The following is a 19,903-nucleotide window of genomic DNA, read 5'->3' as shown; positions in this document are numbered from 1 at the left end:
ATCCCTTTCGAAACGTCGCAGGCGCTGGACAAGCGAATGACAGCCACACGCCGCCATCCACCCTCTCGATGCTTACTCGGCAGCCATTCTCTTGAGGCTCTTCTGCGCGGCGCGCCAGACCGCCTGAGGCGTCGCCGGCATGGCGATGTCCTCATGGCCGAGCGCGTCGGTGATGGCGTTGATCACGGCAGGCGGAGCGGCGATGGCGCCGGCCTCGCCGCACCCCTTGATGCCGAGCGGGTTGGAGGGGCATGGCGTCACTGTCATGCCGACATCGAAGGATGGCAGATCGTCGGCGCGGGGCATGCAGTAATCCATGAAACTCGCGGTCACGAGCTGCCCATCGCTGTTGTACTTCGCCCCTTCCAGCAGCGCCTGTCCGACACCCTGGGCGATGCCGCCATGGACCTGCCCCTCGACGATCATCGGATTGATGACATTGCCGAAATCGTCCACCGCCGCCCAGCGCTCGATATGGGTCACGCCGGTGGCGGGGTCGATCTCGAGCTCGCAGATATGGACGCCGGCCGGGAAGGTGAAGTTGGTCGGATCGTAGAACGCGCCCTCCTTCAGCCCGGGCTCGAGATCCTGCCCGTTGAACTTGTGCGCGACATAGGCCTGCAGCGCGCAGGAGCCGAAATCGAGCGTCTTGTCCGTGCCCTTCACCTTGAAGTGCCCGTCCGCGAAGTCGATGTCGGCCTCGTCGGCCTCCAGCACATAGGCTGCGACCTTCTTGCCTTTGGCGATGACCTTGTCGACGGCCTTGAAGATCGCCGACATGCCGACCGCGCCCGAGCGCGAGCCATAGGTGCCCATGCCCATCTGCACCTTGTCGGTGTCGCCATGGACGATCGAGACGTTCTCGATCGGGATGCCGAGCTTGTCGGAAACAAGCTGGGCGAAGGTCGTCTCATGGCCCTGGCCATGGCTGTGTGAGCCGGTCAAAACCTCGACGGTACCGATCGGGTTGACCCTGACCTCCGCCGATTCCCACAGGCCGACGCCTGCACCCAGCGACCCCACCGCGGCCGACGGCGCAATGCCGCAAGCCTCGATATAGGAGGAGAAGCCGATGCCGCGCAGCTTGCCGTTGCGGGCTGAGTCGCGCTTGCGCTTGCCGACGCCCTTGTAGTCGATGATCTCCAGCGCTTTCTTCATCGCCGCGCCGTAATTGCCGGCGTCGTACATCATGATGACCGGCGTCTGGTGCGGGAACTTCTTGATGTAGTTCTGCATCCGGAATTTTGCCGGATCCTTGCCGAGTTCGCGCGCAGCGACCTCGACCAGGCGCTCGACCACGAAGGTCGCCTCGGGCCGCCCCGCCCCGCGATAGGCGTCAACCGGAGCCGTGTTGGTGTAGACCGCATCGACCTCGGCATAGATCGCCGGGATGTCGTAGGAGCCCGAGAGCAGCGGCGCATAGAGATAGGTCGGCACCGAAGAGGAGAAGGTCGAGAGATATGCGCCGAGATTGGCCGTGGTCTTGACCCTGAGGCCCGTGATCTTGCCCTCGGCATCGGTCGCGAGCTCGGCATGGGTGACATGGTCGCGGCCATGCGCGTCGGAGAGGAAGGCCTCGGAACGGTCCGACGTCCATTTCACCGGCCGGCCGACCTTCTTGGCCGCCCAGACGCAGACCGTCTCCTCGGCATAGATGAAGATTTTCGAGCCAAAACCGCCGCCGACATCGGGCGCGATCACGCGCAGTTTGTTCTCGGGCGCGATGCCGATGAAGGCCGAGAGCACGAGGCGGGCGACATGGGGGTTCTGGCTCGTGGTGTAGAGCGTGAATGCCCCCTCGCCCTGATCGTAATCGCCGACGGCCGCACGCGGCTCCATCGGGTTGGGCACCAGCCGATTGTTGACGATGTCGAGCTTCGTCACATGCTTGGCCGCCTTGAAGGCCTTCTCTGTCTCGTCCTTGTTGCCGAGATGCCAGTTGAACACCGTGTTGTCGGGCGCCTCCGCATGGACCACGGTCTTGGCCTTGGCGGCGCTTGCGGTGTCGACCACCGCCGGCAGCACGCCGTAGTCGACGACGATCGCCTCCGACGCGTCGCGCGCCTGCGCCAGTGTCTCGGCGACGATCACGCAGACGTGGTCGCCGACATACCGGACCTTGCCCTGGGCCAGGGCCGGATGAGCGCCGGCGCGCATCGGCGAACCGTCCTTGTTGTGAATCATCCAGCCGCAGATCAGCCCGCCGACCTTATCGGCCGTGAGATCGTCGCCTGTGAAGATTCCAAGCACGCCGGGCATCTTGGCGGCGGCCTTGATGTCGATCTTCTTGATGGTGGCGTGGGCGTGGGGCGAGCGCAGGAAATAGGCGTGGGCCTGGCCGGGGCGGTTGATGTCGTCGGTGTAGCGGCCCTGGCCGGTGATGAAGCGGTGGTCTTCCTTGCGGCGGACTGAGGCACCGATTCCGGTGGCGGAGCTTGATTGAGAAGACATTGGTGTTCCCTCCTCGCAGCGCGCCTCTGGCGGGCACGTCATGGCATGAGAAAAAGCCCGCGCGGGATGGCGCGGGCGAAACGCCTCACTCTGCGGCCTGGCGGGCGGGCTTGGCCTTGCCGCCCATGGCCTCGGCCCCGGCTGCGATCGCCTTGACGATGTTGTGGTAGCCGGTGCAGCGGCAGATATTGCCGTCGAGATCCTCGCGGATCGTCTGCTCGTCGAGCGCATGGCCGCGCCGGTTCACGATATCGACCGCCGCCATGATCATGCCTGGTGTGCAATAGCCGCACTGAAGCCCGTGATGCTCGCGGAAAGCCTCCTGCATCGGATGCAGCGAGCCGTTGACCGCCAGCCCCTCGATCGTCGTCACGGAAGCCCCCTCGAGCGACAACGCCAGCGTCGTGCAGGATTTGATCGCCTTGCCGTCGACATGGACGACGCAGGCGCCGCACTGGCTGGTGTCGCAGCCGACATGCGTGCCCGTCAGGCGCAGATTCTCGCGCAGGAACTGGACGAGCAAGGTACGGGGATCGATTGTGCCGGTGACGGCTTTGCCGTTCACCGTCATCGAAACGGTGGCCATGGGGTATTCCTCCTGTGACCCGGGTCTGGCGCCCGGCTAAGACATCTCGAAGCCGTAGCGTGTTCTCCCCTCGCGCGACCGCGATCGACGAAGGGCAGCTTTTCCTTGGAATAGCTCGAAACCGAATGTGGACCCGCGTTTTTGCGCGGTCAAGCCGGGAGCATCCAGACAAGGCTGGCTGTTTTGCACCGTTTAGCGGTGATTCATCGCGTTCGAGTGGAGCTCGGCCAGAATTTGCAAGACCACGTAGCCGAGACCGCCTACCTATATCGCATTGCCGGAATTTTAACCGGGACCACTCACCGTGAGCCGGCTCGTTGGAGCGCTTTGCCAGCGGCGCGGGGGCCGATCTTGACATCGATTTCCGAACAGGTCGCATGCCGCCTGCGCTCGACGGGCTACGGCGAGCAAAAACGCACCGCGCTGCGGGGCTATCGCAAGCATGTCGACCTCGTCATCGAAGACATCGTCGCCAAGGCCTTCGCCTATGGTCGCCAGATCCATCCCGGGCTGAAAGACAGCATCACGCCGCTAACCGAGAACCTCTACGAGATCACGGAGCAGCATTTCAGGCTGATCTTTGAAGGTGATTTCGACGAGCGCTACCACAAGTCCATGGAGCGCATGTGCGTGCTGGAGCGCGCCGTCAAGGTCGGCACCCGTTCCCGCGTGTCGATCGCAGGGGCCCTTTTCAGAGCGATCGCGACGAAGTCGCGCCTAGCCTCTCTGCTGTCTCCCAGCCGTTTTGCGAGAGACATGGAGATCATCGAGAATGTCCTGGTCATGGACATCAATACCGCGATCACGCTGGATCATGCCCTTGAGGCTGCGGAGGCCAGGCATCGCCGCGACGCGCTCGATACCGCCGCGCATATGCTGAAATCACGGATCGGCACGCTCGATTCGACGATCAGCGGCGCCGTCGAGCAGTTCGTTGGCGCCACAGACGAGACCACGAGCGCGACAGCGTTCATCCGGACACAGGTCCTCGATGTCACGCGCGCCGCCGAAACGATGAGAGACCGCGCCCGCCAGACGGCAGCCGCGACCGAAGAGATGTCGGCCAATATCGGCGAGATCGGCCATCGCGCCCGCCAAAGCGTCGCCATCGCCACCCGCGCCGTCGGCGACGCGGAGGCGATGAACAACGCGATCATGCAATTGCGTGAATCGACCGCTAGCATCGGCTCAGTTCTCGGCCTGATCGCAGACATCGCCGCGCAGACCAATCTGCTCGCTCTCAACGCCACGATCGAGGCCGCCCGAGCAGGGGAAGCCGGGCGCGGTTTCGCCGTCGTTGCCTCGGAGGTGAAGTCACTGGCTACGCAGACAGCCAATGCGACGCGGGAGATCTCTCGCCAGATCACCGAATTCTCGGCAAACGCCGCGGCATGCGGCCAGCATGCCGCCTCGATCAGCACGACGATCGGCGAAATCCGGGGCGATTCCGAAGCGATATCCGACTCGGTCGCCCAGCAGAGCTTCGTCACCTCGGGCATAGCGCGCGACGCCTCGGATGTGGCCGGGTGTTCGGATGACACGATCGCCAGCGCCCAAGCCGTCGGCGACAGCCTGGAGACGACGGCGAGGGCGATCGAACGTGCCACCCTCGTCGCTTCACAGATCGCACTTCAAGTCGGCGCGGCGGAGGCTACCGTCAGCGAGGCGCTGACGGCGCTGAGACAGGTGTCCTGACGCGCTCAGCCTTCGCTGACCGCTCCGAGACGGAAGAACGCGCTCAGCCTTCGCTGACCGCTTTGGCGAAATTCGCAAAAAACTCGTCGGCGAGCTTCTTCGAAACCGAATCGATCAACCTCGCGCCGAGCTGCATCAGCTTGCCGCCGACCTGCGCCTCGACATCGTAGCGCAGCAGCGTCTGCCCGCCCTCGGCGTCGCTGAGCGCAACCTTGGCGCCGCCCTTGGCGAAACCGGCGATGCCGCCCTCGCCCTCGCCCTGGATGCGATAGCCATTGGGCGGGTCGAGGTCGACGAGCTCGACCTTGCCCCGGAAGGTCGCCTTCACCGGCCCGAGCTTGACCTTCACGATCGCCGAGAAATGAGTGTCGTCGTCCTTGGTCAGCTGATCGCAGCCGGGAATGCAGGCCTTGAGCACTTCGGCGTCGTTGAGCTTGGCCCAGACCACATACTTGGCCGCCGGCAAGGTGACCTCGCCATTCATCGTCATCGCCATGCCGCTACTCCCTCATTCCTGGATCAAGCCGACCCCGCCGCTGTTGCAGCCGGCCATGCCTCGGGTCTATCCAAGGCTCGGGTTGGCTATCCATGAGCGGAAAGCCCCTCGCTGCACAAGGGGACAAAAGTGAACAGCGCCCAAGGTAAGCCCGCCGCGCCCCGGTCCGTGGACAGATGAGCGGCCCTCTCGGCCTGTTCGGTGAATTGTTCGCCGATGCGCAAATGGCAGCGCTGCTCGACGACCGCGCGAGCTTGCAAGCCATGCTCGACATGGAGGCTGCGCTGGCTCGCGCGCAGGTCGGTCTCGGCCTGATTCCCGACAGCGCCCTTGCCGGTATCACCGAGGCGTGCCGTGCAGAACTCTACGACATCGCCGAGATCGGCCGCCAGACGAGCCTTGCCGGCAATCCGGCAATCCCGCTCGTCAAGGCGCTGACGGGCTTCGTCGCCGCTTCCGACGCCGACGCTGCGAAATGGGTGCATTTCGGCGCGACGAGCCAGGACGTCATCGATTCAGGCCGCTCGCTCCAGATTGCGGCGGCGGCACGTTTGCTGAAGGACAGGCTGGCACGCCTGGCGACGGCGCTCGCCGGTCAGGCGGAACGCCATCGCCTGACGGTGATGCCGGGCCGCACCTTCCTGCAACAAGCAGTACCGGTTTCCTTCGGCCTGAAGGCGGCTCAATGGCTTGGCGCGGTCTGCGACAGCGATCGCGCGCTCGCACCATACGGGCAGCCGCAGCTCCAGTTCGGCGGAGCGGCCGGGACCCTCGCAAGCCTCGGCGACAAGGGCGCGGCGCTGGCGCAGGCGCTCGCCGCCACTGCGCCATTCGCCGGAAGCGACTGGCTTGCATCGCATACGGCGCGCGGGCGCATCGGCCGGCTCGGCAGCGAACTCGCGATCGCCACGACGACGCTGGGCAAGATCGCCCGCGACGTCACCTTGATGATGCAAACCGAAACGGCCGAAGCCTTCGAACCCTCGGCGCCGGGCAAGGGCGGCTCCTCGACCATGCCGCACAAGCGCAACCCCGTGCTCTGCACCGCAATCCTGGCTTGCGCAGCGCGCGTGCCGGGCCTCGTCTCGACGCTGATCGCGGCGGGCGTCCAGGAGCATGAGCGCGCTGTCGGCAATTGGCATGCCGAGTGGGAGCCGCTCTTCGACCTGCTGCGACTGACCGGCGCGGCGCTGAACCACGCCGTCATTCTGGTCGAAGGGCTGGAGATCGACGCAACCCGGATGCGCGCCAATCTCGACCTCACCCACGGCCTCGTCATGGCGGAACGGGCGACTTTCGCTCTCGCTGCCTCGCTCGGGAAGGCCGAGGCGCATCACCGCGTCGAGGCGGCGACGAAGGTCGCGATCAGCGATCAGCGGCATTTGCGCGAGGTGCTGGCGCAGGACACCGGTATCGCCGCAAAGCTCGATGCCGCAGCGCTTGATGCCATCTTCGACCCGGCCGGCTATCTCGGCGCTACGGAGGCGATGATCGACGCCCATCTGGCGCGCTACCGGGACCAGTTTACCTCATGACGGCTCTCTCCGCCGAGGAACGCAGCATCGCCTCAGGCGCGCAAGGCGAAGGCGCCGCCATGGCGCTGCGCATCGTCGCCGAAGCCGCCCGCCTGATGGGGGCGCCGAGGTTGATCCCGGTCGCCTCGGCCCATATCGACGGCGCGCTCTATCACGGCGATTCCGGTACGCTCTTCGCCGAAAGGCTGGTCGCGGGCGGCGCCAGGGTCGCGGTGCGCGCCACCTTGAATGTCGGCGCGCTCGCGCCCGCCGGCTGCGCCGCGATCCGGCTGCCCGCGCATGAGCGCGACATGGCGGGGCGGATGATGCGCGCCTATGAGGCGATGGGCTGCGAGCCCTCCTGGACCTGCGCGCCCTATCAGGCGGGGCACCGCCCAGCTGTGGGCACGGATGTCGCCTGGGGCGAGTCCAACGCCGTCATCTTCTGCAATTCGGTGCTCGGCGCGCGCACCAACCGCTATGGCGATTTCCTCGACATCGCCTGCGCCATTGCCGGCTGCGCACCCGATTACGGCCTGCACCGGCCGGAGAACCGCATCGCCTCCCTGCTGATCGATGTCAGCGGCCTGTCACAGGCCTTGCGCAGTTCGGATGTGTTCTATCCGGTGCTGGGGACCTATCTCGGTCGCGCCGCCGGCAATGCCGTTGCGGTCATCGAGGGCTTGCAAGGCTGCACCAATGAGGACCGGCTGAAGGCGCTGGGCGCTGCCGCAGCCTCCGCCGGTGGCGTCGGGCTGTTCCATGTCGCGGGCGTGACGCCGGAAGCACCTGACGCTGCAACCGCGCTCGGACATATGCCACCGCGCGAGCGCCTCGTCCTGACGCCGCAGGAGCTGCAGGCGGCGCTGGCGCGGCTCTCGACCGCCGGCGCGACTGAGCGCATCGACGCCGTCGCGATCGGCTCGCCGCATCTCTCCCTGGCCGAGATCGCGGAGGTCGAGCGGCTGCTCGCCGGCCGCAAGCTCGCCGCACCGCTCTATGCCAATACCGGCCGCCATGTGGTGGGACCGCTCGCCGCCGATGGTCGCCGCGCCGCGCTGGAAGCCGCCGGCGTAGTCTTCGTCGTCGATACCTGCGTCGTGGTCACGCCGATCCTGCCCGAGATCGAGGGTGCAGTGCTGATGACCAATTCCGGCAAATTCGCGCATTATGCGCCGGGCAATACCGGCTATGCCGTGACCTATGGCTCGCTCTCGGAATGCGTCGAGAGCGCCGTCGCGGGCCACCTCGTCAGGGAGGCCCTGATATGGAACTGACGGCTGAGATCCTGATCCCGGGCGAAGCGGTCTCCGCGCCGTGTCTGGCGCTCACCGCCCCCATCAGTTTCTGGGGCGGTGTCGATCCCAAAACCGGCCTGATCATCGATGCGCGCCATCCGCAGCGCGGCGCGAGCATCGCCGGCACGGTGCTGGCGCTGCCGGGCACGATCGGCTCCTCCTCGGCTTCGGCCGTACTGCTGGAGCTCGTCCATGCCGGCAAGGCCCCGGCCGCGATCCTGATGGACGCGCCCGACGCTATCTTGCTGCTCGGCATCATCGTCGCGCGCGAAATGGGCTGGCAAGCACCGCCGGCGCTCCGGCTTCCTGCCGAGCGGCAACAGGCTTTGGCCGGCCGGCGGCTCACGCTCTCCGCCGGTGGCGCGATCACCATCAACTGACAACACGCAACTGACAGCACGAGAGAAACGCCATGCCGATCGAGACCATCAGGGGCGAGCCCTTCAACATCAGGATCGACGGCCCGGCCGACGCGCCTGTGCTGCTGCTCTCGAACTCGCTTGGCACCAATCTCTCGATGTGGGATCCGCAGATTCCGGAATGGTCGAAGGTCTTCCGCGTCGTGCGCTATGATTCACGCGGTCATGGCCAATCGACCGCAGCCGACAAACCCTATTCGATCGCCATGCTCGGCGAGGACGCGCTGGCGATCCTCGATCATCTCGGCATCGCCAAGGCACATTGGTGCGGCCTCTCCAAGGGCGGCATGGTCGGCCAATGGCTCGCGACCCATGCCGGCAAGCGCCTCGACCGGGTGGTGCTGGCCAATACCGGCGCCCGCATGGGCCCGCCCGATCTCTGGAATACCCGCATCAAATCCGTGCGCGCCAACGGCATGGCAGGACTGGTCCAGCCGATACTGGAGCGCTGGTTCAGTCAGGAATTTCGCGAGCGCGACAGCGCGACCATAGCCAAGGTCAGCGACATGCTCAGCACCACCCCGCCGCTCGGTTACGCCAATTGCTGCGCCGCGATCCGCGACATGGACCAGCGCGAGCCGATCCGCGCGATCACCAATCCGGTGCTCGTCGTCATCGGCAAGGTCGACCCCGCGACGCCGCCTGCCGCCGGGCAGCTGATCGCCGATTCCATCCATGGCGCGCAGACGGTCGAGCTCGACGCCGCCCATCTCTCCAATCTCGAGCAGCCCGCCGCCTTCACCAAGGCCGTGCTCGACTTCCTGCAAGCCTAGAGCAATTGCTCGAGAACAGGATGATGTCAGATGGCATCACAAAGTGATCCCGTCTGACACCTGAATCCGTCTCTCATCTAAGAGTTAGAGCAGGATGCGAAAAACCGGTTCCCACTTTTTCGCATCCTGCTCTAGGCTTTTGTTCTGACGCGTTTTCTCCGCGCAAACGCTTCGCGTTTGTCGCGAGGGAACCGGTATCCACTTCGCTCGAAAACGCTTTCCTGAGGGTTCCCCGCCATGGATGAAAAGATCCGTTACGACAACGGCATGAAGACCCGCCGGGCCGTGCTGAGCGACGCCTATGTCGACAAAGCGAGCGCCGGCGTCACCGCCTTCAACGGCGAGTGGCAGGAGTTCATCACCCGCACGGCCTGGAACGACATCTGGAACCGGCCCGGCCTCGCGCGCCGGGAGCGCTCGATCATCGTGCTCTCGATCGCCTGTGCGCTCGGCGCCTGGGGCGAGTTCCGCATCCATGTCCGCGGCGCGCTCAATAACGGCATGACGCGCGACGAGATCAAGGAGGTGCTGATGCAGGCGGCGATCTATGCCGGCGTGCCCGCCGCCAACCACGCCTTCAAGGAAGCCGCCAGCGTCTTCGCCGAGATCGAGGCGGAAGCCGGCAAGCCCTGAAGCCTCGGCAAGCCCTGAAGCGTGAGAGCGTTTTCGAGCGAAGTGGGCACCGGTTCCCTCGCGACAAACGCGAAGCGTTTGCGCGGAGAAAACGCGCTATAACAGCCGCTAGACTGTTTCGAAGCGCCGGTCGCGATAGATCAGGCCGGCGCCCTGCCCCGCGCCGCCCAGCGCCAAGACCTCGCCGATGACGATGCGATGCGTCGCGACTTCCCGGATCGCGACGAGCCGGCAATCGAAGGCAGCCAGCGCCTGCTCCAGCACCGGCGCGCCGCTCGCCAGCCGGCCCCAGCGCGCCGAGGCGAAACGCGCCTCCCCCTCGATGCCGCGACGCCCCGCAAAAGTCTCGGCCAGGTCGGCAGAGCCGCCTGGCAATGTGTTGATGCAGAAGACGCCATTGGCCGCGATCGCCGCCAGCGTGCGGCTGTTGCCCTCAATGCAGACCAGCACGGTCGGCGGCGCATCCGAGACCGAGGCGACAGCGGTTGCGGTCAGGCCGGCGCGGCCGTTCTGCCCCGCCGTCGTGACGATATGGGTGGGGCTCGCCAGCCGCGCCATGGCGTCGCGGAAGGCCTGCCCGTCGGCCGCCGGCGTCAGGCGCGGCGCCGCCTCAACGATCTTGGTCATTCGCCCAGCCTGCTGCATGAACTCTAGCCCGTTGATGTAGGCGCACGCCCCCGCGAAAGCCAGTTCACGGAGCGACACACCGGCTCGTTCGATCATGAGCCATCTTGATGAAGACAACGTGTTCGAGACCCTCGAAATGGCGATCACAGATCAGGCAGACGCCGCTCTCGTCGAGCGCCGCAGCAAAGGTGACCACATGCGCCATGGCGAGCAGGCGAGTTCGATGCGGCTTCGGTAATCAAGCTAGATATATCAGAGGCGCTCAAACTGCACCGATACCGCTCCGCCCGAATGCCTCAATCCCGCCCCAGCGCGCCGAGCAGGCCACGGCGAAAATGCAGCATCAGCGCGTCGCTCGCGATCATCGCGGCGGCAGGATCGGCCGTCGCGATCGCCTGCGCGAAGGCGACATGCAGATGCGCGGAGGGCACGAGGTCGTCCTGCCGCTCGAAATGATACCAGGCGCGCCGCATCAGCGCCTGCAGCGGCTCGACCGCGCGTGTCGCATAGGGGCTGCGCGCGGCTGCCGCCACCATGCCGTTGAGCTCCGTATCGATGCGCATGAAGGCGTTGACGTCGCCGGTCTCGGCCGCCGCGCGCATCGCCTTGGCTTGTTCGATGATCAGGATGCGTTCACGCGGGCTCGCCCGTTTGGCCGCATCGCCCGCGATCAGCCGCTCCAGCACCTCGCGCGCATCGAGCGCCGCCATCACGTCGATGGCGTTGATGTCGGCTACGGCGACGCCCTTGCGCGGCAGGATCTCGACCAGCCCCTGCTGCGCCAGCCGGATCAGCGCCTCGCGCACTGGCGTGCGTCCGACGCCGACGAGATCGATCAACTGCGCCTCCGTCAGCACCGCGCCGGGACGCAGCGACAGGGTCACGATCGCTTCTTCGAGCCGGCGATAGGCTGTCTCGGACAGGCTGGGCGCCGCCGATGGCGGAAGCGAGGCGTGCGCCTCCTCATCCACTCGGGCTTCGGAAAGCGGGCGCAGATTCATGCGTGCTCCGGCAGCCGGTAAGGCTGGATTGACGTGCGACCGATCATTGATATATCACCTATGTCGCTGAGAGCCGAAGCTCGCCTGTTTGCAATCTGCAAGCGAAACGGGCCGGCACGCAAGGAGCTTTGTGCCATGAGCTATTGGACTGGCGTTCTGCCTGCGGTTACGACGAAATTCACGAGCGACGACCGTCTCGACATCCCCGAAATGGAGCGTTGTTTTTCTCTCCAGATCGAGGCCGGCGTGCACGGCCTGATCGCCTGCGGCTCGCTCGGCGAGGCCTCGACGCTGGAGCCTGACGAGAAGATCGCGGTCCTGAAGACCGCCTTGCGCGTCGCCGATGGCAAGGTACCGGTGCTGCTGACGGTCTCGCAGGGCTCGACCAGGGCTTCGTGCAAGCTGGCGGAAGCCGGCGCCGAGGCCGGAGCGGCGGGCTTCATGGTGCTGCCCGGCATTCCCTACAAATCCGAGCCGCACGAGACGGCGGCCCATTACCGGACCGTAGCCAAGGCCGGCGGCCTGCCTGTGATGATCTACAACAATCCGCCCGCCTATGGCGTCGATATCCCGCCCGCCATGCTGGTGGAGCTGGCCGACGAGCCGCTCTTCACGGCCATCAAGGAATCGTCTGACGACATCCGCCGCATCAGCGAGATCAAGTCGCTCTGCGGCGATCGCTTCAAGGTGCTGACCGGCGTCGACAACCTCGCGCTGGAAAGCCTGGCGATGGGCGCCGATGGCTGGGTCGCGGGGCTGGTCGTCGCATACCCGCGCGAAACGGTCGCGATCTACGAACTCGCCAAGGCCGGGCGCATGAACGAGGCGATCGCGATCTATCGCTGGTTCCGCCCCCTGCTCGATCTCGACGTCTCCGCGAGACTCGTCCAGAACATCAAGCTGGTCGAGGCGCTGGTGATTGGCTCCAATGACCGCTGCCGCGCCCCGCGTCAGGCGCTGCAGGGCTCCGAGCGCGCCCGCCTCACGGCGATCATCAAGGCAGCCGAAGCCACACGTCCGACGCTGCCGAGTTTCTAAAAGACCGGAGACGCCATGGCCTTCGCCTGCACCCTCCCCGCCATCCCGACGCTTCAGCAGGATGACGAGACGATCCGGATCACGCGCTGGGATTTCGAACCCGGCGCCGTGACCGGCTGGCATACGCATGGCTGGCCCTATTTCGTGGTGATGTTGGTCGCGGGCACGCTGCGCATCCACGACGGCAAGACGGAAACCGATGTGCCGCTGGCGCAGGGCCAGGCCTATATGCGCCCGGCCGGCGTCCAGCACGACGTCATGAACGGCTCCGCCCACCCGATCGCCTTCGTCGAGATCGAGGTGAAGCAGCCCGGCGCGCTGAAGGAATTGTCGCTGCCATGAAGGCCCTGTCGTGAAGATAGCCGTCGTCGGCGCCGGCATCGTCGGCTGCGCCATCGCGCATGCCTTGCTCGACGAGGGCCACGAGGTCCTGATCCTCGACAAGGAAGGCCCCGCTTTCGGCCCCTCGCGCGGCAATGCCGGCTGGATGGCCCATACCGACATCCTGCCGATCGCCAGCCCCAAAAATCTGCGGCAGGTGCCGAAATTCCTGCTCGACCCGCTCGGGCCGCTCTCGATCCGCCCGGCTTATTTTCCCAAGCTCCTGCCCTGGCTCATCCGCTTCGTGCTGGCAGCGCGGCCGGATGCCTATGAGCGTTCGATCCAGGGGCTCGCGGCCTTGCAGCAGCTTGCCCTGCCGGCCTGGTTGGCGCGGGCCGAGAGTGCGGGCCTCAATCGCCATATCCATCGCCAGGGCGGGCTCTATGTCTTCACCGACAAGGCGGCCTTCGACGAGGCCGGCCATGTCGCCAGGCGTCAGGCGGAGTTCGGCATCAAGGTCGAGATGATCGGCCCCGAGGAGCTCAGCCAGTTCGAGCCGGCGTTGAAGCGGCGCTTCGTCGGCGCGGCCTTCCATCCCGACACCGCCCATATCAGCGATCCCCTGCAATTGACGCTGGCCTTGTTCGAGGCGGCGCTGGCGCGCGGTGCGGTCTTCGAGAAGGCGCAGGTCAACACCATCTCGATGGGCGAGCGCCCATCCCTGATAGGCCCCGATGGCTGGCAGCGCGTCGTCGATCGCGCGGTGATCGCGACCGGGGCATGGTCGAAGCCGCTGGCGGCGGCACTTGGCGATGCGGTCCCGCTCGACACCGAACGCGGCTACAATGTCAGCTTTCCCGGCGTCACCGGCCTGACCTCGCGCCCGGTCGGCTTCGAGGGTCATGGCTTCGTCATGACGCCATTGGAGAGCGGCCTGCGCATCGGTGGTGCAGTCGAGTTCGGTGGACTGAAGGCAGCGCCCAACCACGCCCGGACGCGCAGCCTCTACGACAAGGCTGCGAGCCTGGTCGACGGCCTGCCGCCCTTCGAGAGCGGCACGCTCTGGATGGGTTTTAGGCCTTCGCTCCCGGATTCATTGCCCGTGATCGGCGAAGCGAGCCGCAATCGCCACGTCGTCTACGCCTTCGGCCACGGCCATTACGGCATGACGCAATCGACCGCGACGGCAGGTCTTGTCGCCGCGCTGATCGCCGGCCGCAAGCCAGCGATCGATCTCGCGCCCTTCAACCCGCGCCGGTTCTGAAGGCGATGGTGGCGGCCCCGATTTCCAGCATCGAGATGATGGCGGGCGCGAAAGCCGCCTTCGCTCTCACAATCGAGCGCAGCTGCCCGACACCTGAATCAAGCTCTGAGCCGACGAGGCCAAGACGATGATTCGAATCCTGTTTCTGGCCTGCCTCTTCTGCCTTGGCGGCTGCGCCAGCCTCGCGCCGCTTTCATGTTCGCCGGGCCAGCAAGCGATGCTCGTCGCCGAATTGCTGTTCGGCCGCAATATCGGCGACAGGCTCGGCGTCAGCGAGGCCGCCTTCGGGCGCTTCGTCGACGAGGAGGTCACGCCGCGCTTCCCTGACGGGCTGACGATCCTTGCAGGACAAGGGCAGTATCGCGATACGACGCGCGGCGTCCTGGTACGCGAGCAGGCAAAACTCCTCGTCATCGCCCTGAAGGACGAGCCCGAGGGGCGCGCCAAACTCACGGCCATCGCCGAAGCCTATAAGCAGCGTTTCAACCAGCAATCGGTCGGCACGATCCTGAAGCCGGCCTGCATATCCTTCTGAGTGGATGCCATGACGACCCACACCTTCTTCTGCGTCGACGGCCATACCTGCGGCAACCCGGTGCGCCTCGTCGCCGGCGGCGGCCCTGCCCTGAAGGGCGACACCATGGTCGAGAAGCGCGCGCATTTCCTGGCCGAGTTCGACTGGATCCGCACCGGGCTGATGTTCGAGCCGCGCGGCCACGACATGATGTCGGGCGCAATCCTCTACCCGCCGACGCGCGAGGATGCCGACATCGCCTTCCTCTTCATCGAGACCTCGGGCTGCCTGCCGATGTGCGGCCACGGCACCATCGGCACCGTCACCATGGCGCTGGAGCGCGGGCTGGTGACGCCGCGCCAGGAGGGCGTGCTGAAGATCGACACGCCCGCCGGCCTCGTCACCGCGACCTATGTCCGCAATGGGCCCTATGTCGACAGCGTCCGCATCACCAACATCGCCTCCTATCTGCACGCCACCGGCCTCTCCGCCGAGATCGAGGGGCTGGGCGAGGTTAAGGTCGATGTCGCCTATGGCGGCAATTTCTACGCGATCGTCGATCCGCAAGCCGCGATCCGCGACATCGCGGAGGTGAACCCCTCCGATCTGCTGCGCTGGAGCCCGAAGCTGCGCGCTGCCCTCAACGCGAAATACCAGTTCGTCCATCCCGAGAACCCGGCAATCAACGGCCTCTCCCACATCCTCTGGACCGGCGCACCGACGAAGCCTGAAGCGCATGCCCGCAACGCCGTGTTCTATGGCGACAAGGCGCTCGACCGCTCGCCCTGTGGCACCGGCACCTCCTCGCGCATGGCGCAATGGGCCGCGCAGGGAAAGCTCAAGGTCGGCGACGACTTCGTCCATGAGAGCATCATCGGCACGCTCTTCCGCGGCCGGGTCGAGGCGGCGGCAAAGGTCGGCCCCCATGACGCGATCATCCCTTCGATCGAAGGCTGGGCCCGGATGACCGGCTATAACACCATCTTCATCGACGACCGAGACCCGCTGGCACATGGCTTCCAGCTCGCCGACCGCGCCTGACCCCGCAAAACTGCCCTTTCGTCAGATGACGCAGCCATGCCCCGCTCGAAGCCAGTTGGGCGCAGAAAAATCATCCTAGACGGTTTTTCGCGCCCATATTCACAGCCCATCAGGCCCAAATACCCTCTGCAGAAGTGCCCGTCTCGCAATCATCTTGCGCGAAATCGCCGCCGAACCGCAGAGATGCCTGCACAAACAGCAGGCAAAACGTGCCAGATTGCTTTTGACAGAATTGTGGCCCGGCGCGATTGTCGAAGCCGCAAGCCATTGGTAGCTCTGCGTAGCAATCGCATCCCGCATGCGTCGGCGTCATGCCGTCGAAAAGAATGGGAGCGGATGAGAGGGGTTAGGCGTCGACGATGGAAGTGTTTCTCCAGCAGCTCATCAACGGGCTGACCCTGGGGTCGATCTACGGCCTCATCGCCATCGGCTACACGATGGTCTTCGGCATTATCGGCATGGTGAACTTTGCCCATGGCGATATCTTCATGCTGTCGGCCTTCATCGCGCTGATCTTCTTCATGCTGATCGCCTCCTGGTTCGGTGCCGGGCTGATCGTGGTGGCGCTCATCGTCGTGCTCGCCTTGGCGATGTTCTTCACCTCGCTGTGGAACTGGGCGATCGAACGCGTCGCCTACCGGCCGCTGCGCGGCTCCTTCCGCCTCGCGCCGCTGATCTCGGCGATCGGCATGTCGATCTTCCTGTCGAACTTCGTCCAGGTCGTGCAGGGCCCGCGCAACAAATCGACCGCACCGATGCTGAACGACTCGATCACGCTGATCGAAAGCGCGACCTATTCGGTCCAGATCTCCTACAAGCAGATCGTCATCATCGTGACGACGGCGGTGCTGCTGGCGGCCTTCTGGTACATCGTCCAGAAGACGCCGCTCGGTCGGGCCCAGCGCGCCTGCGAGCAGGACCGCAAGATGGCCGCGCTCCTTGGCATCGACGTCGACCGCACGATCTCGATCACCTTCGTGATGGGCGCCGCGCTCGCGGCTGTCGCCGGCGTGATGTACCTCGTCCTCTACGGCGTGGTCTCATTCAATGACGGCTTCATCCCCGGCGTGAAGGCCTTCACCGCTGCCGTTCTCGGAGGCATCGGCTCGCTGCCTGGCGCCGTCATCGGCGGCCTGCTGATCGGGTTGATCGAAGTAATGTGGTCGGCCTATTTCACCATCGACTACAAAGACGTCGCGGCCTTCTGCATCCTCGCGATCGTGCTCGTCTTCATGCCCTCGGGCATCCTTGGCCGCCCCGAAGTCGAGAAAGTCTGACAGCCATGGCGACGACCATTTCGACGCCCGCGGCGCCTCCTCGCGACTTCAAGGCGGCGCTCAAGGAGGCCGGCTTCGCCGCCCTCGTCACCTTCGGCCTGTGCATCCCGATCATCGCCTGGGGCACCCGCCAGAACATGGAAAATGTGCTGGTGCTCGACCAGCGCTGGGAGGCCGTTGCCTGGGCGGTCGCCATCGTCTTCATCGGGCGCTTCCTGGTGGTGCTCCGCCAGCAGGGCAAGGCCGACCGGAAATCGCTGGTGCGCTTCCTGCCGCACGGCACCTTTGCTTTTTTCCAGCGCAACTCGCGCATCTTCTCGCTGTTCGGGCTCGGTTTCCTCATCACCTTCCCGATGATCGCGGTTACGCTGAGCGGCTGGGGTGGCGCGCTGAAATGGATCGACAATTTCGGCGTCCAGATCCTGATCTACGTCATGCTCGGCTGGGGTCTGAACATCGTCGTCGGCCTCGCCGGCCTGCTCGACCTCGGCTATGTCGCTTTCTACGCGGTCGGCGCCTATTCCTACGCCCTGCTGGCCAAGAATTTCGGCTTGTCCTTTTGGCTCCTGCTGCCGCTCTCCGGCATTCTCGCCGCCTTCTGGGGCATGCTGCTCGGCTTTCCAGTCCTGCGTCTACGCGGCGACTATCTCGCCATCGTCACGCTCGCCTTCGGCGAGATCATCCGCCTCGTCCTGATCAACTGGGTCGACTTTTCCAACGGCTATGCCGGCATCTCCGGCATTCCACGGCCGAGCTTCTTCGGCATTCCCTTCAATGCCAGCGACGAGGGCTTCGCGGCCGTGTTCGGGCTGGAATTCTCGCCGCTCTACCGAACGATCTTCCTCTATTATCTGATCCTGGCGCTCGCCCTGCTGACCGCCTTCGTCTCGCTGCGGCTCAGACGACTACCGGTGGGCCGGGCCTGGGAAGCCCTGCGTGAGGACGAGATCGCCTGCCGCTCGCTCGGCATCAACACCACCAACACCAAGCTCACCGCCTTCTCGATCGGCGCCATGTTTGGCGGCTTCGCCGGCGCCTTCTTCTCGGCGCGGCAGGGCTTCATCTCGCCGGAATCCTTCGTCTTCATGGAATCGGCGATGGTGCTGGCAATCGTCGTGCTCGGCGGCATGGGCTCGCTCTGGGGCTGCGCCATCGCCGCGGTCGCCATGATCGGCGGCACCGAGCTCCTGCGCGAGCTCGATTGGCTGAAGGCGATCTTCGGCAATGATTTCGACCCGACCAAATACCGCATGCTGATCTTCGGCCTGGCCATGGTGGTGATCATGATCTGGAAGCCGCGCGGACTGATCTCGACGCGCGAGCCGACGGCCTTCCTCAAGGAGAAGAAGGCGATTTCGTCCGACATGGTCCAGGAGGGGCACGGCTGATGACAACCGCCCCGCTTCTCCAGGTCGAGCATGTCACCATGCGCTTCGGCGGCCTCACCGCCGTCAACGACCTCTCCTTCGAGGCCCGCAAGGGCGACATCACAGCGCTGATCGGCCCCAACGGGGCCGGCAAGACCACGGTCTTCAACTGCATCACCGGCTTCTACAAGCCGACCGAAGGCTTGATGGCACTGACGCATGACAGCGGCGCAAGCTATCTGCTCGAGCGCATGCCGGACTTCCGGATCTCCTGGAAGGCCAAGGTCGCCCGCACCTTTCAGAATATCCGCCTCTTCGGCGGCATGACCGTGCTGGAGAACCTCCTCGTCGCCCAGCACAACCCGCTGATGATCGCCTCGGGCTTCACCTTCCTCGGCGTGCTCGGCGTCGGCGGCTACAAGGCGCGCGAGAAGGAAGCGATCGAGAAGGCCAAGTTCTGGCTGGAGAAGATCAAGCTGATCGACCGCGCCGACGATCCCGCTGCCGACCTGCCCTATGGCGACCAGCGCCGGCTCGAGATCGCGCGCGCCATGTGCACCGAGCCGGTCCTGCTCTGCCTCGACGAACCGGCTGCCGGCCTCAACCCGCGCGAGAGCCATGACCTCAACGAGCTGCTGCTCTCGATCCGCAAGGATATCGGCACGGCGCTCCTGCTGATCGAGCACGACATGTCGGTGGTGATGGAGATTTCGGACCATGTCGTGGTGCTCGACTACGGCACCAAGATCGCCGACGGCACGCCGGCCGAGGTCCAGGCCGATCCCAAGGTGATCGCCGCTTATCTTGGCGTCGACGACGACGAGGTCGCGGCCGTGGAAGCAGAGGTCGGACTGTGATGACCGAAGCTCAGCCTCTTCTCACCGTACGCGGCGTCAAGACCTATTACGGCAAGATCATCGCTCTCAAGGGCGTCGACATCGATGTCCGCGCCGGCGAGATCGTCACCATGATCGGTGCCAACGGCGCCGGCAAATCCACCCTGATGATGACGATCTTCGGCAACCCGCAGGCGCGCGAGGGCACCGTCACCTATGAGGGGCGCGACATCACCAAGATGCCGAGCCACCAGATCGCAAGGCTGGGCATCGCTCAATCCCCGGAGGGCAGGCGCATCTTCCCGCGCATGACCGTCTACGAGAATCTGCAGATGGGCGCGGCCGTGCGCGACCTTGCCCATTTCGACGAGGACCTCGAGAAGATCTGCGTGCTCTTCCCGCGCATCAAGGAGCGGCTGCAGCAGCGCGGCGGCACGCTCTCCGGCGGCGAGCAGCAGATGGTGGCGATCGCGCGCGCCCTGATGGCTAGGCCCAAGCTCCTCCTGCTCGACGAGCCCTCGCTGGGGCTTGCCCCGCTGATCGTGAAGCAGATCTTCGAGGCGATCCGAGAGCTCAACAAGACGGAAGGGTTGACCGTCTTCCTGGTCGAGCAGAATGCCTTCCATGCGCTCAAGCTCGCCCATCGCGGCTATGTCATGGTCAACGGCGTCATCACCATGAGCGGCACGGGCCAGGAGCTGCTCGCCAATCCGCAGGTGCGCGCCGCCTATCTCGAAGGCGGGAGGCACTGA

General features: G+C 65.4%; 21 protein-coding genes. 16 read left to right on the top strand and 5 right to left on the bottom strand.

Annotated elements, in window-relative coordinates; all coding sequences use genetic code 11:
• Positions 1 to 72: 72 nt before the first annotated feature.
• A complete protein-coding gene (locus ACSQ3P_RS01205) occupies positions 73 to 2,451 on the bottom strand; it encodes a xanthine dehydrogenase family protein molybdopterin-binding subunit (RefSeq protein WP_436163882.1) in 2,379 nt (792 codons plus the stop codon).
• An 85-nt stretch (positions 2,452 to 2,536) separates the two neighbouring features.
• Entirely contained in the window at positions 2,537 to 3,037 is a 501-nt protein-coding gene (locus tag ACSQ3P_RS01200; protein WP_436163881.1) for a (2Fe-2S)-binding protein, read from the bottom strand.
• A gap of 183 nt (positions 3,038 to 3,220) precedes the next feature.
• On the opposite strand from ACSQ3P_RS01200, the gene ACSQ3P_RS01195 reads away from it, so the two are divergent.
• On the top strand, positions 3,221 to 4,732 hold the full coding sequence (locus ACSQ3P_RS01195) for a methyl-accepting chemotaxis protein (protein ID WP_436163880.1): 1,512 nt from the start codon (positions 3,221 to 3,223) through the stop codon (positions 4,730 to 4,732).
• 43 nt (positions 4,733 to 4,775) lie between these two features.
• Here ACSQ3P_RS01195 and ACSQ3P_RS01190 read toward each other — a convergent pair whose 3' ends face one another.
• Complete coding sequence (locus ACSQ3P_RS01190; protein WP_436163879.1) at positions 4,776 to 5,228, bottom strand: SRPBCC family protein; 453 nt, start codon at positions 5,226 to 5,228, stop codon at positions 4,776 to 4,778.
• Between the two features lie 176 nt (positions 5,229 to 5,404).
• Between ACSQ3P_RS01190 and pcaB the strand changes: the two genes are divergently transcribed.
• From pcaB to pcaC, 5 genes are all read left to right on the top strand, one after another.
• Positions 5,405 to 6,763, top strand: a complete 1,359-nt coding sequence (gene pcaB, locus ACSQ3P_RS01185) for a 3-carboxy-cis,cis-muconate cycloisomerase (protein ID WP_436163878.1) — start codon at positions 5,405 to 5,407, stop codon at positions 6,761 to 6,763.
• Entirely contained in the window at positions 6,760 to 8,019 is a 1,260-nt protein-coding gene (locus ACSQ3P_RS01180; RefSeq protein ID WP_436163877.1) for an aconitase X, read from the top strand. Before pcaB ends, ACSQ3P_RS01180 begins: the two co-directional genes overlap by 4 nt.
• Positions 8,010 to 8,420, top strand: coding sequence for an aconitase X swivel domain-containing protein (locus ACSQ3P_RS01175; protein WP_436163876.1), 411 nt, complete (start codon positions 8,010 to 8,012; stop codon positions 8,418 to 8,420). The genes ACSQ3P_RS01180 and ACSQ3P_RS01175 overlap by 10 nt, the downstream gene beginning before the upstream one ends.
• A 32-nt stretch (positions 8,421 to 8,452) precedes the next feature.
• A complete protein-coding gene (gene pcaD / locus ACSQ3P_RS01170; RefSeq protein WP_436163875.1) occupies positions 8,453 to 9,232 on the top strand; it encodes a 3-oxoadipate enol-lactonase in 780 nt (259 codons plus the stop codon).
• A 237-nt stretch (positions 9,233 to 9,469) separates the two neighbouring features.
• A complete protein-coding gene (gene pcaC / locus ACSQ3P_RS01165) occupies positions 9,470 to 9,865 on the top strand; it encodes a 4-carboxymuconolactone decarboxylase (RefSeq protein ID WP_436163874.1) in 396 nt (131 codons plus the stop codon).
• A gap of 108 nt (positions 9,866 to 9,973) precedes the next feature.
• Here pcaC and ACSQ3P_RS01160 read toward each other — a convergent pair whose 3' ends face one another.
• Entirely contained in the window at positions 9,974 to 10,492 is a 519-nt protein-coding gene (locus ACSQ3P_RS01160) for a flavin reductase (protein WP_436163873.1), read from the bottom strand.
• Positions 10,493 to 10,586: 94 nt separating this feature from the next.
• Between ACSQ3P_RS01160 and ACSQ3P_RS01155 the strand changes: the two genes are divergently transcribed.
• Complete coding sequence (locus ACSQ3P_RS01155; protein WP_436163872.1) at positions 10,587 to 10,730, top strand: hypothetical protein; 144 nt, start codon at positions 10,587 to 10,589, stop codon at positions 10,728 to 10,730.
• Between the two features lie 58 nt (positions 10,731 to 10,788).
• On the opposite strand, the gene ACSQ3P_RS01150 is transcribed toward ACSQ3P_RS01155, so the two are convergent.
• On the bottom strand, positions 10,789 to 11,493 hold the full coding sequence (locus tag ACSQ3P_RS01150) for a GntR family transcriptional regulator (RefSeq protein WP_436163871.1): 705 nt from the start codon (positions 11,491 to 11,493) through the stop codon (positions 10,789 to 10,791).
• A gap of 135 nt (positions 11,494 to 11,628) precedes the next feature.
• Between ACSQ3P_RS01150 and ACSQ3P_RS01145 the strand changes: the two genes are divergently transcribed.
• The 9 genes from ACSQ3P_RS01145 to ACSQ3P_RS01105 all read left to right on the top strand — a co-directional run bounded on the left by ACSQ3P_RS01145 (position 11,629) and on the right by ACSQ3P_RS01105 (position 19,903).
• The gene (locus ACSQ3P_RS01145; RefSeq protein WP_436163870.1) at positions 11,629 to 12,531 is read left to right on the top strand and encodes a dihydrodipicolinate synthase family protein; all 903 of its coding nucleotides are present in this window, start codon (positions 11,629 to 11,631) and stop codon (positions 12,529 to 12,531) included.
• A 15-nt stretch (positions 12,532 to 12,546) separates the two neighbouring features.
• The gene (locus ACSQ3P_RS01140; RefSeq protein ID WP_092173660.1) at positions 12,547 to 12,873 is read left to right on the top strand and encodes a cupin domain-containing protein; all 327 of its coding nucleotides are present in this window, start codon (positions 12,547 to 12,549) and stop codon (positions 12,871 to 12,873) included.
• A gap of 10 nt (positions 12,874 to 12,883) precedes the next feature.
• Entirely contained in the window at positions 12,884 to 14,116 is a 1,233-nt protein-coding gene (locus tag ACSQ3P_RS01135) for an NAD(P)/FAD-dependent oxidoreductase (protein WP_436163869.1), read from the top strand.
• A gap of 127 nt (positions 14,117 to 14,243) precedes the next feature.
• Positions 14,244 to 14,651, top strand: coding sequence for a DUF3574 domain-containing protein (locus ACSQ3P_RS01130; protein WP_436163868.1), 408 nt, complete (start codon positions 14,244 to 14,246; stop codon positions 14,649 to 14,651).
• 9 nt (positions 14,652 to 14,660) lie between these two features.
• Positions 14,661 to 15,671, top strand: coding sequence for a 4-hydroxyproline epimerase (locus ACSQ3P_RS01125; protein ID WP_436163867.1), 1,011 nt, complete (start codon positions 14,661 to 14,663; stop codon positions 15,669 to 15,671).
• A gap of 359 nt (positions 15,672 to 16,030) precedes the next feature.
• On the top strand, positions 16,031 to 16,948 hold the full coding sequence (locus ACSQ3P_RS01120) for a branched-chain amino acid ABC transporter permease (protein ID WP_436163866.1): 918 nt from the start codon (positions 16,031 to 16,033) through the stop codon (positions 16,946 to 16,948).
• 5 nt (positions 16,949 to 16,953) lie between these two features.
• Positions 16,954 to 18,336, top strand: a complete 1,383-nt coding sequence (gene livM / locus ACSQ3P_RS01115) for a high-affinity branched-chain amino acid ABC transporter permease LivM (RefSeq protein WP_436163865.1) — start codon at positions 16,954 to 16,956, stop codon at positions 18,334 to 18,336.
• Positions 18,336 to 19,172, top strand: a complete 837-nt coding sequence (locus tag ACSQ3P_RS01110; RefSeq protein WP_436163864.1) for an ABC transporter ATP-binding protein — start codon at positions 18,336 to 18,338, stop codon at positions 19,170 to 19,172. Before livM ends, ACSQ3P_RS01110 begins: the two co-directional genes overlap by 1 nt.
• Positions 19,172 to 19,903, top strand: coding sequence for an ABC transporter ATP-binding protein (locus ACSQ3P_RS01105; protein ID WP_436163863.1), 732 nt, complete (start codon positions 19,172 to 19,174; stop codon positions 19,901 to 19,903). The genes ACSQ3P_RS01110 and ACSQ3P_RS01105 overlap by 1 nt, the downstream gene beginning before the upstream one ends.

The sequence above is a fragment of the Allobosea sp. LjRoot9 genome (assembly GCF_964252745.1).
In the GTDB taxonomy this organism is placed as follows: domain Bacteria; phylum Pseudomonadota; class Alphaproteobacteria; order Rhizobiales; family Beijerinckiaceae; genus Allobosea.
Note: the sequence above shows the minus strand (reverse complement) of the source record. Positions and strands in the feature narration are given on the sequence as shown.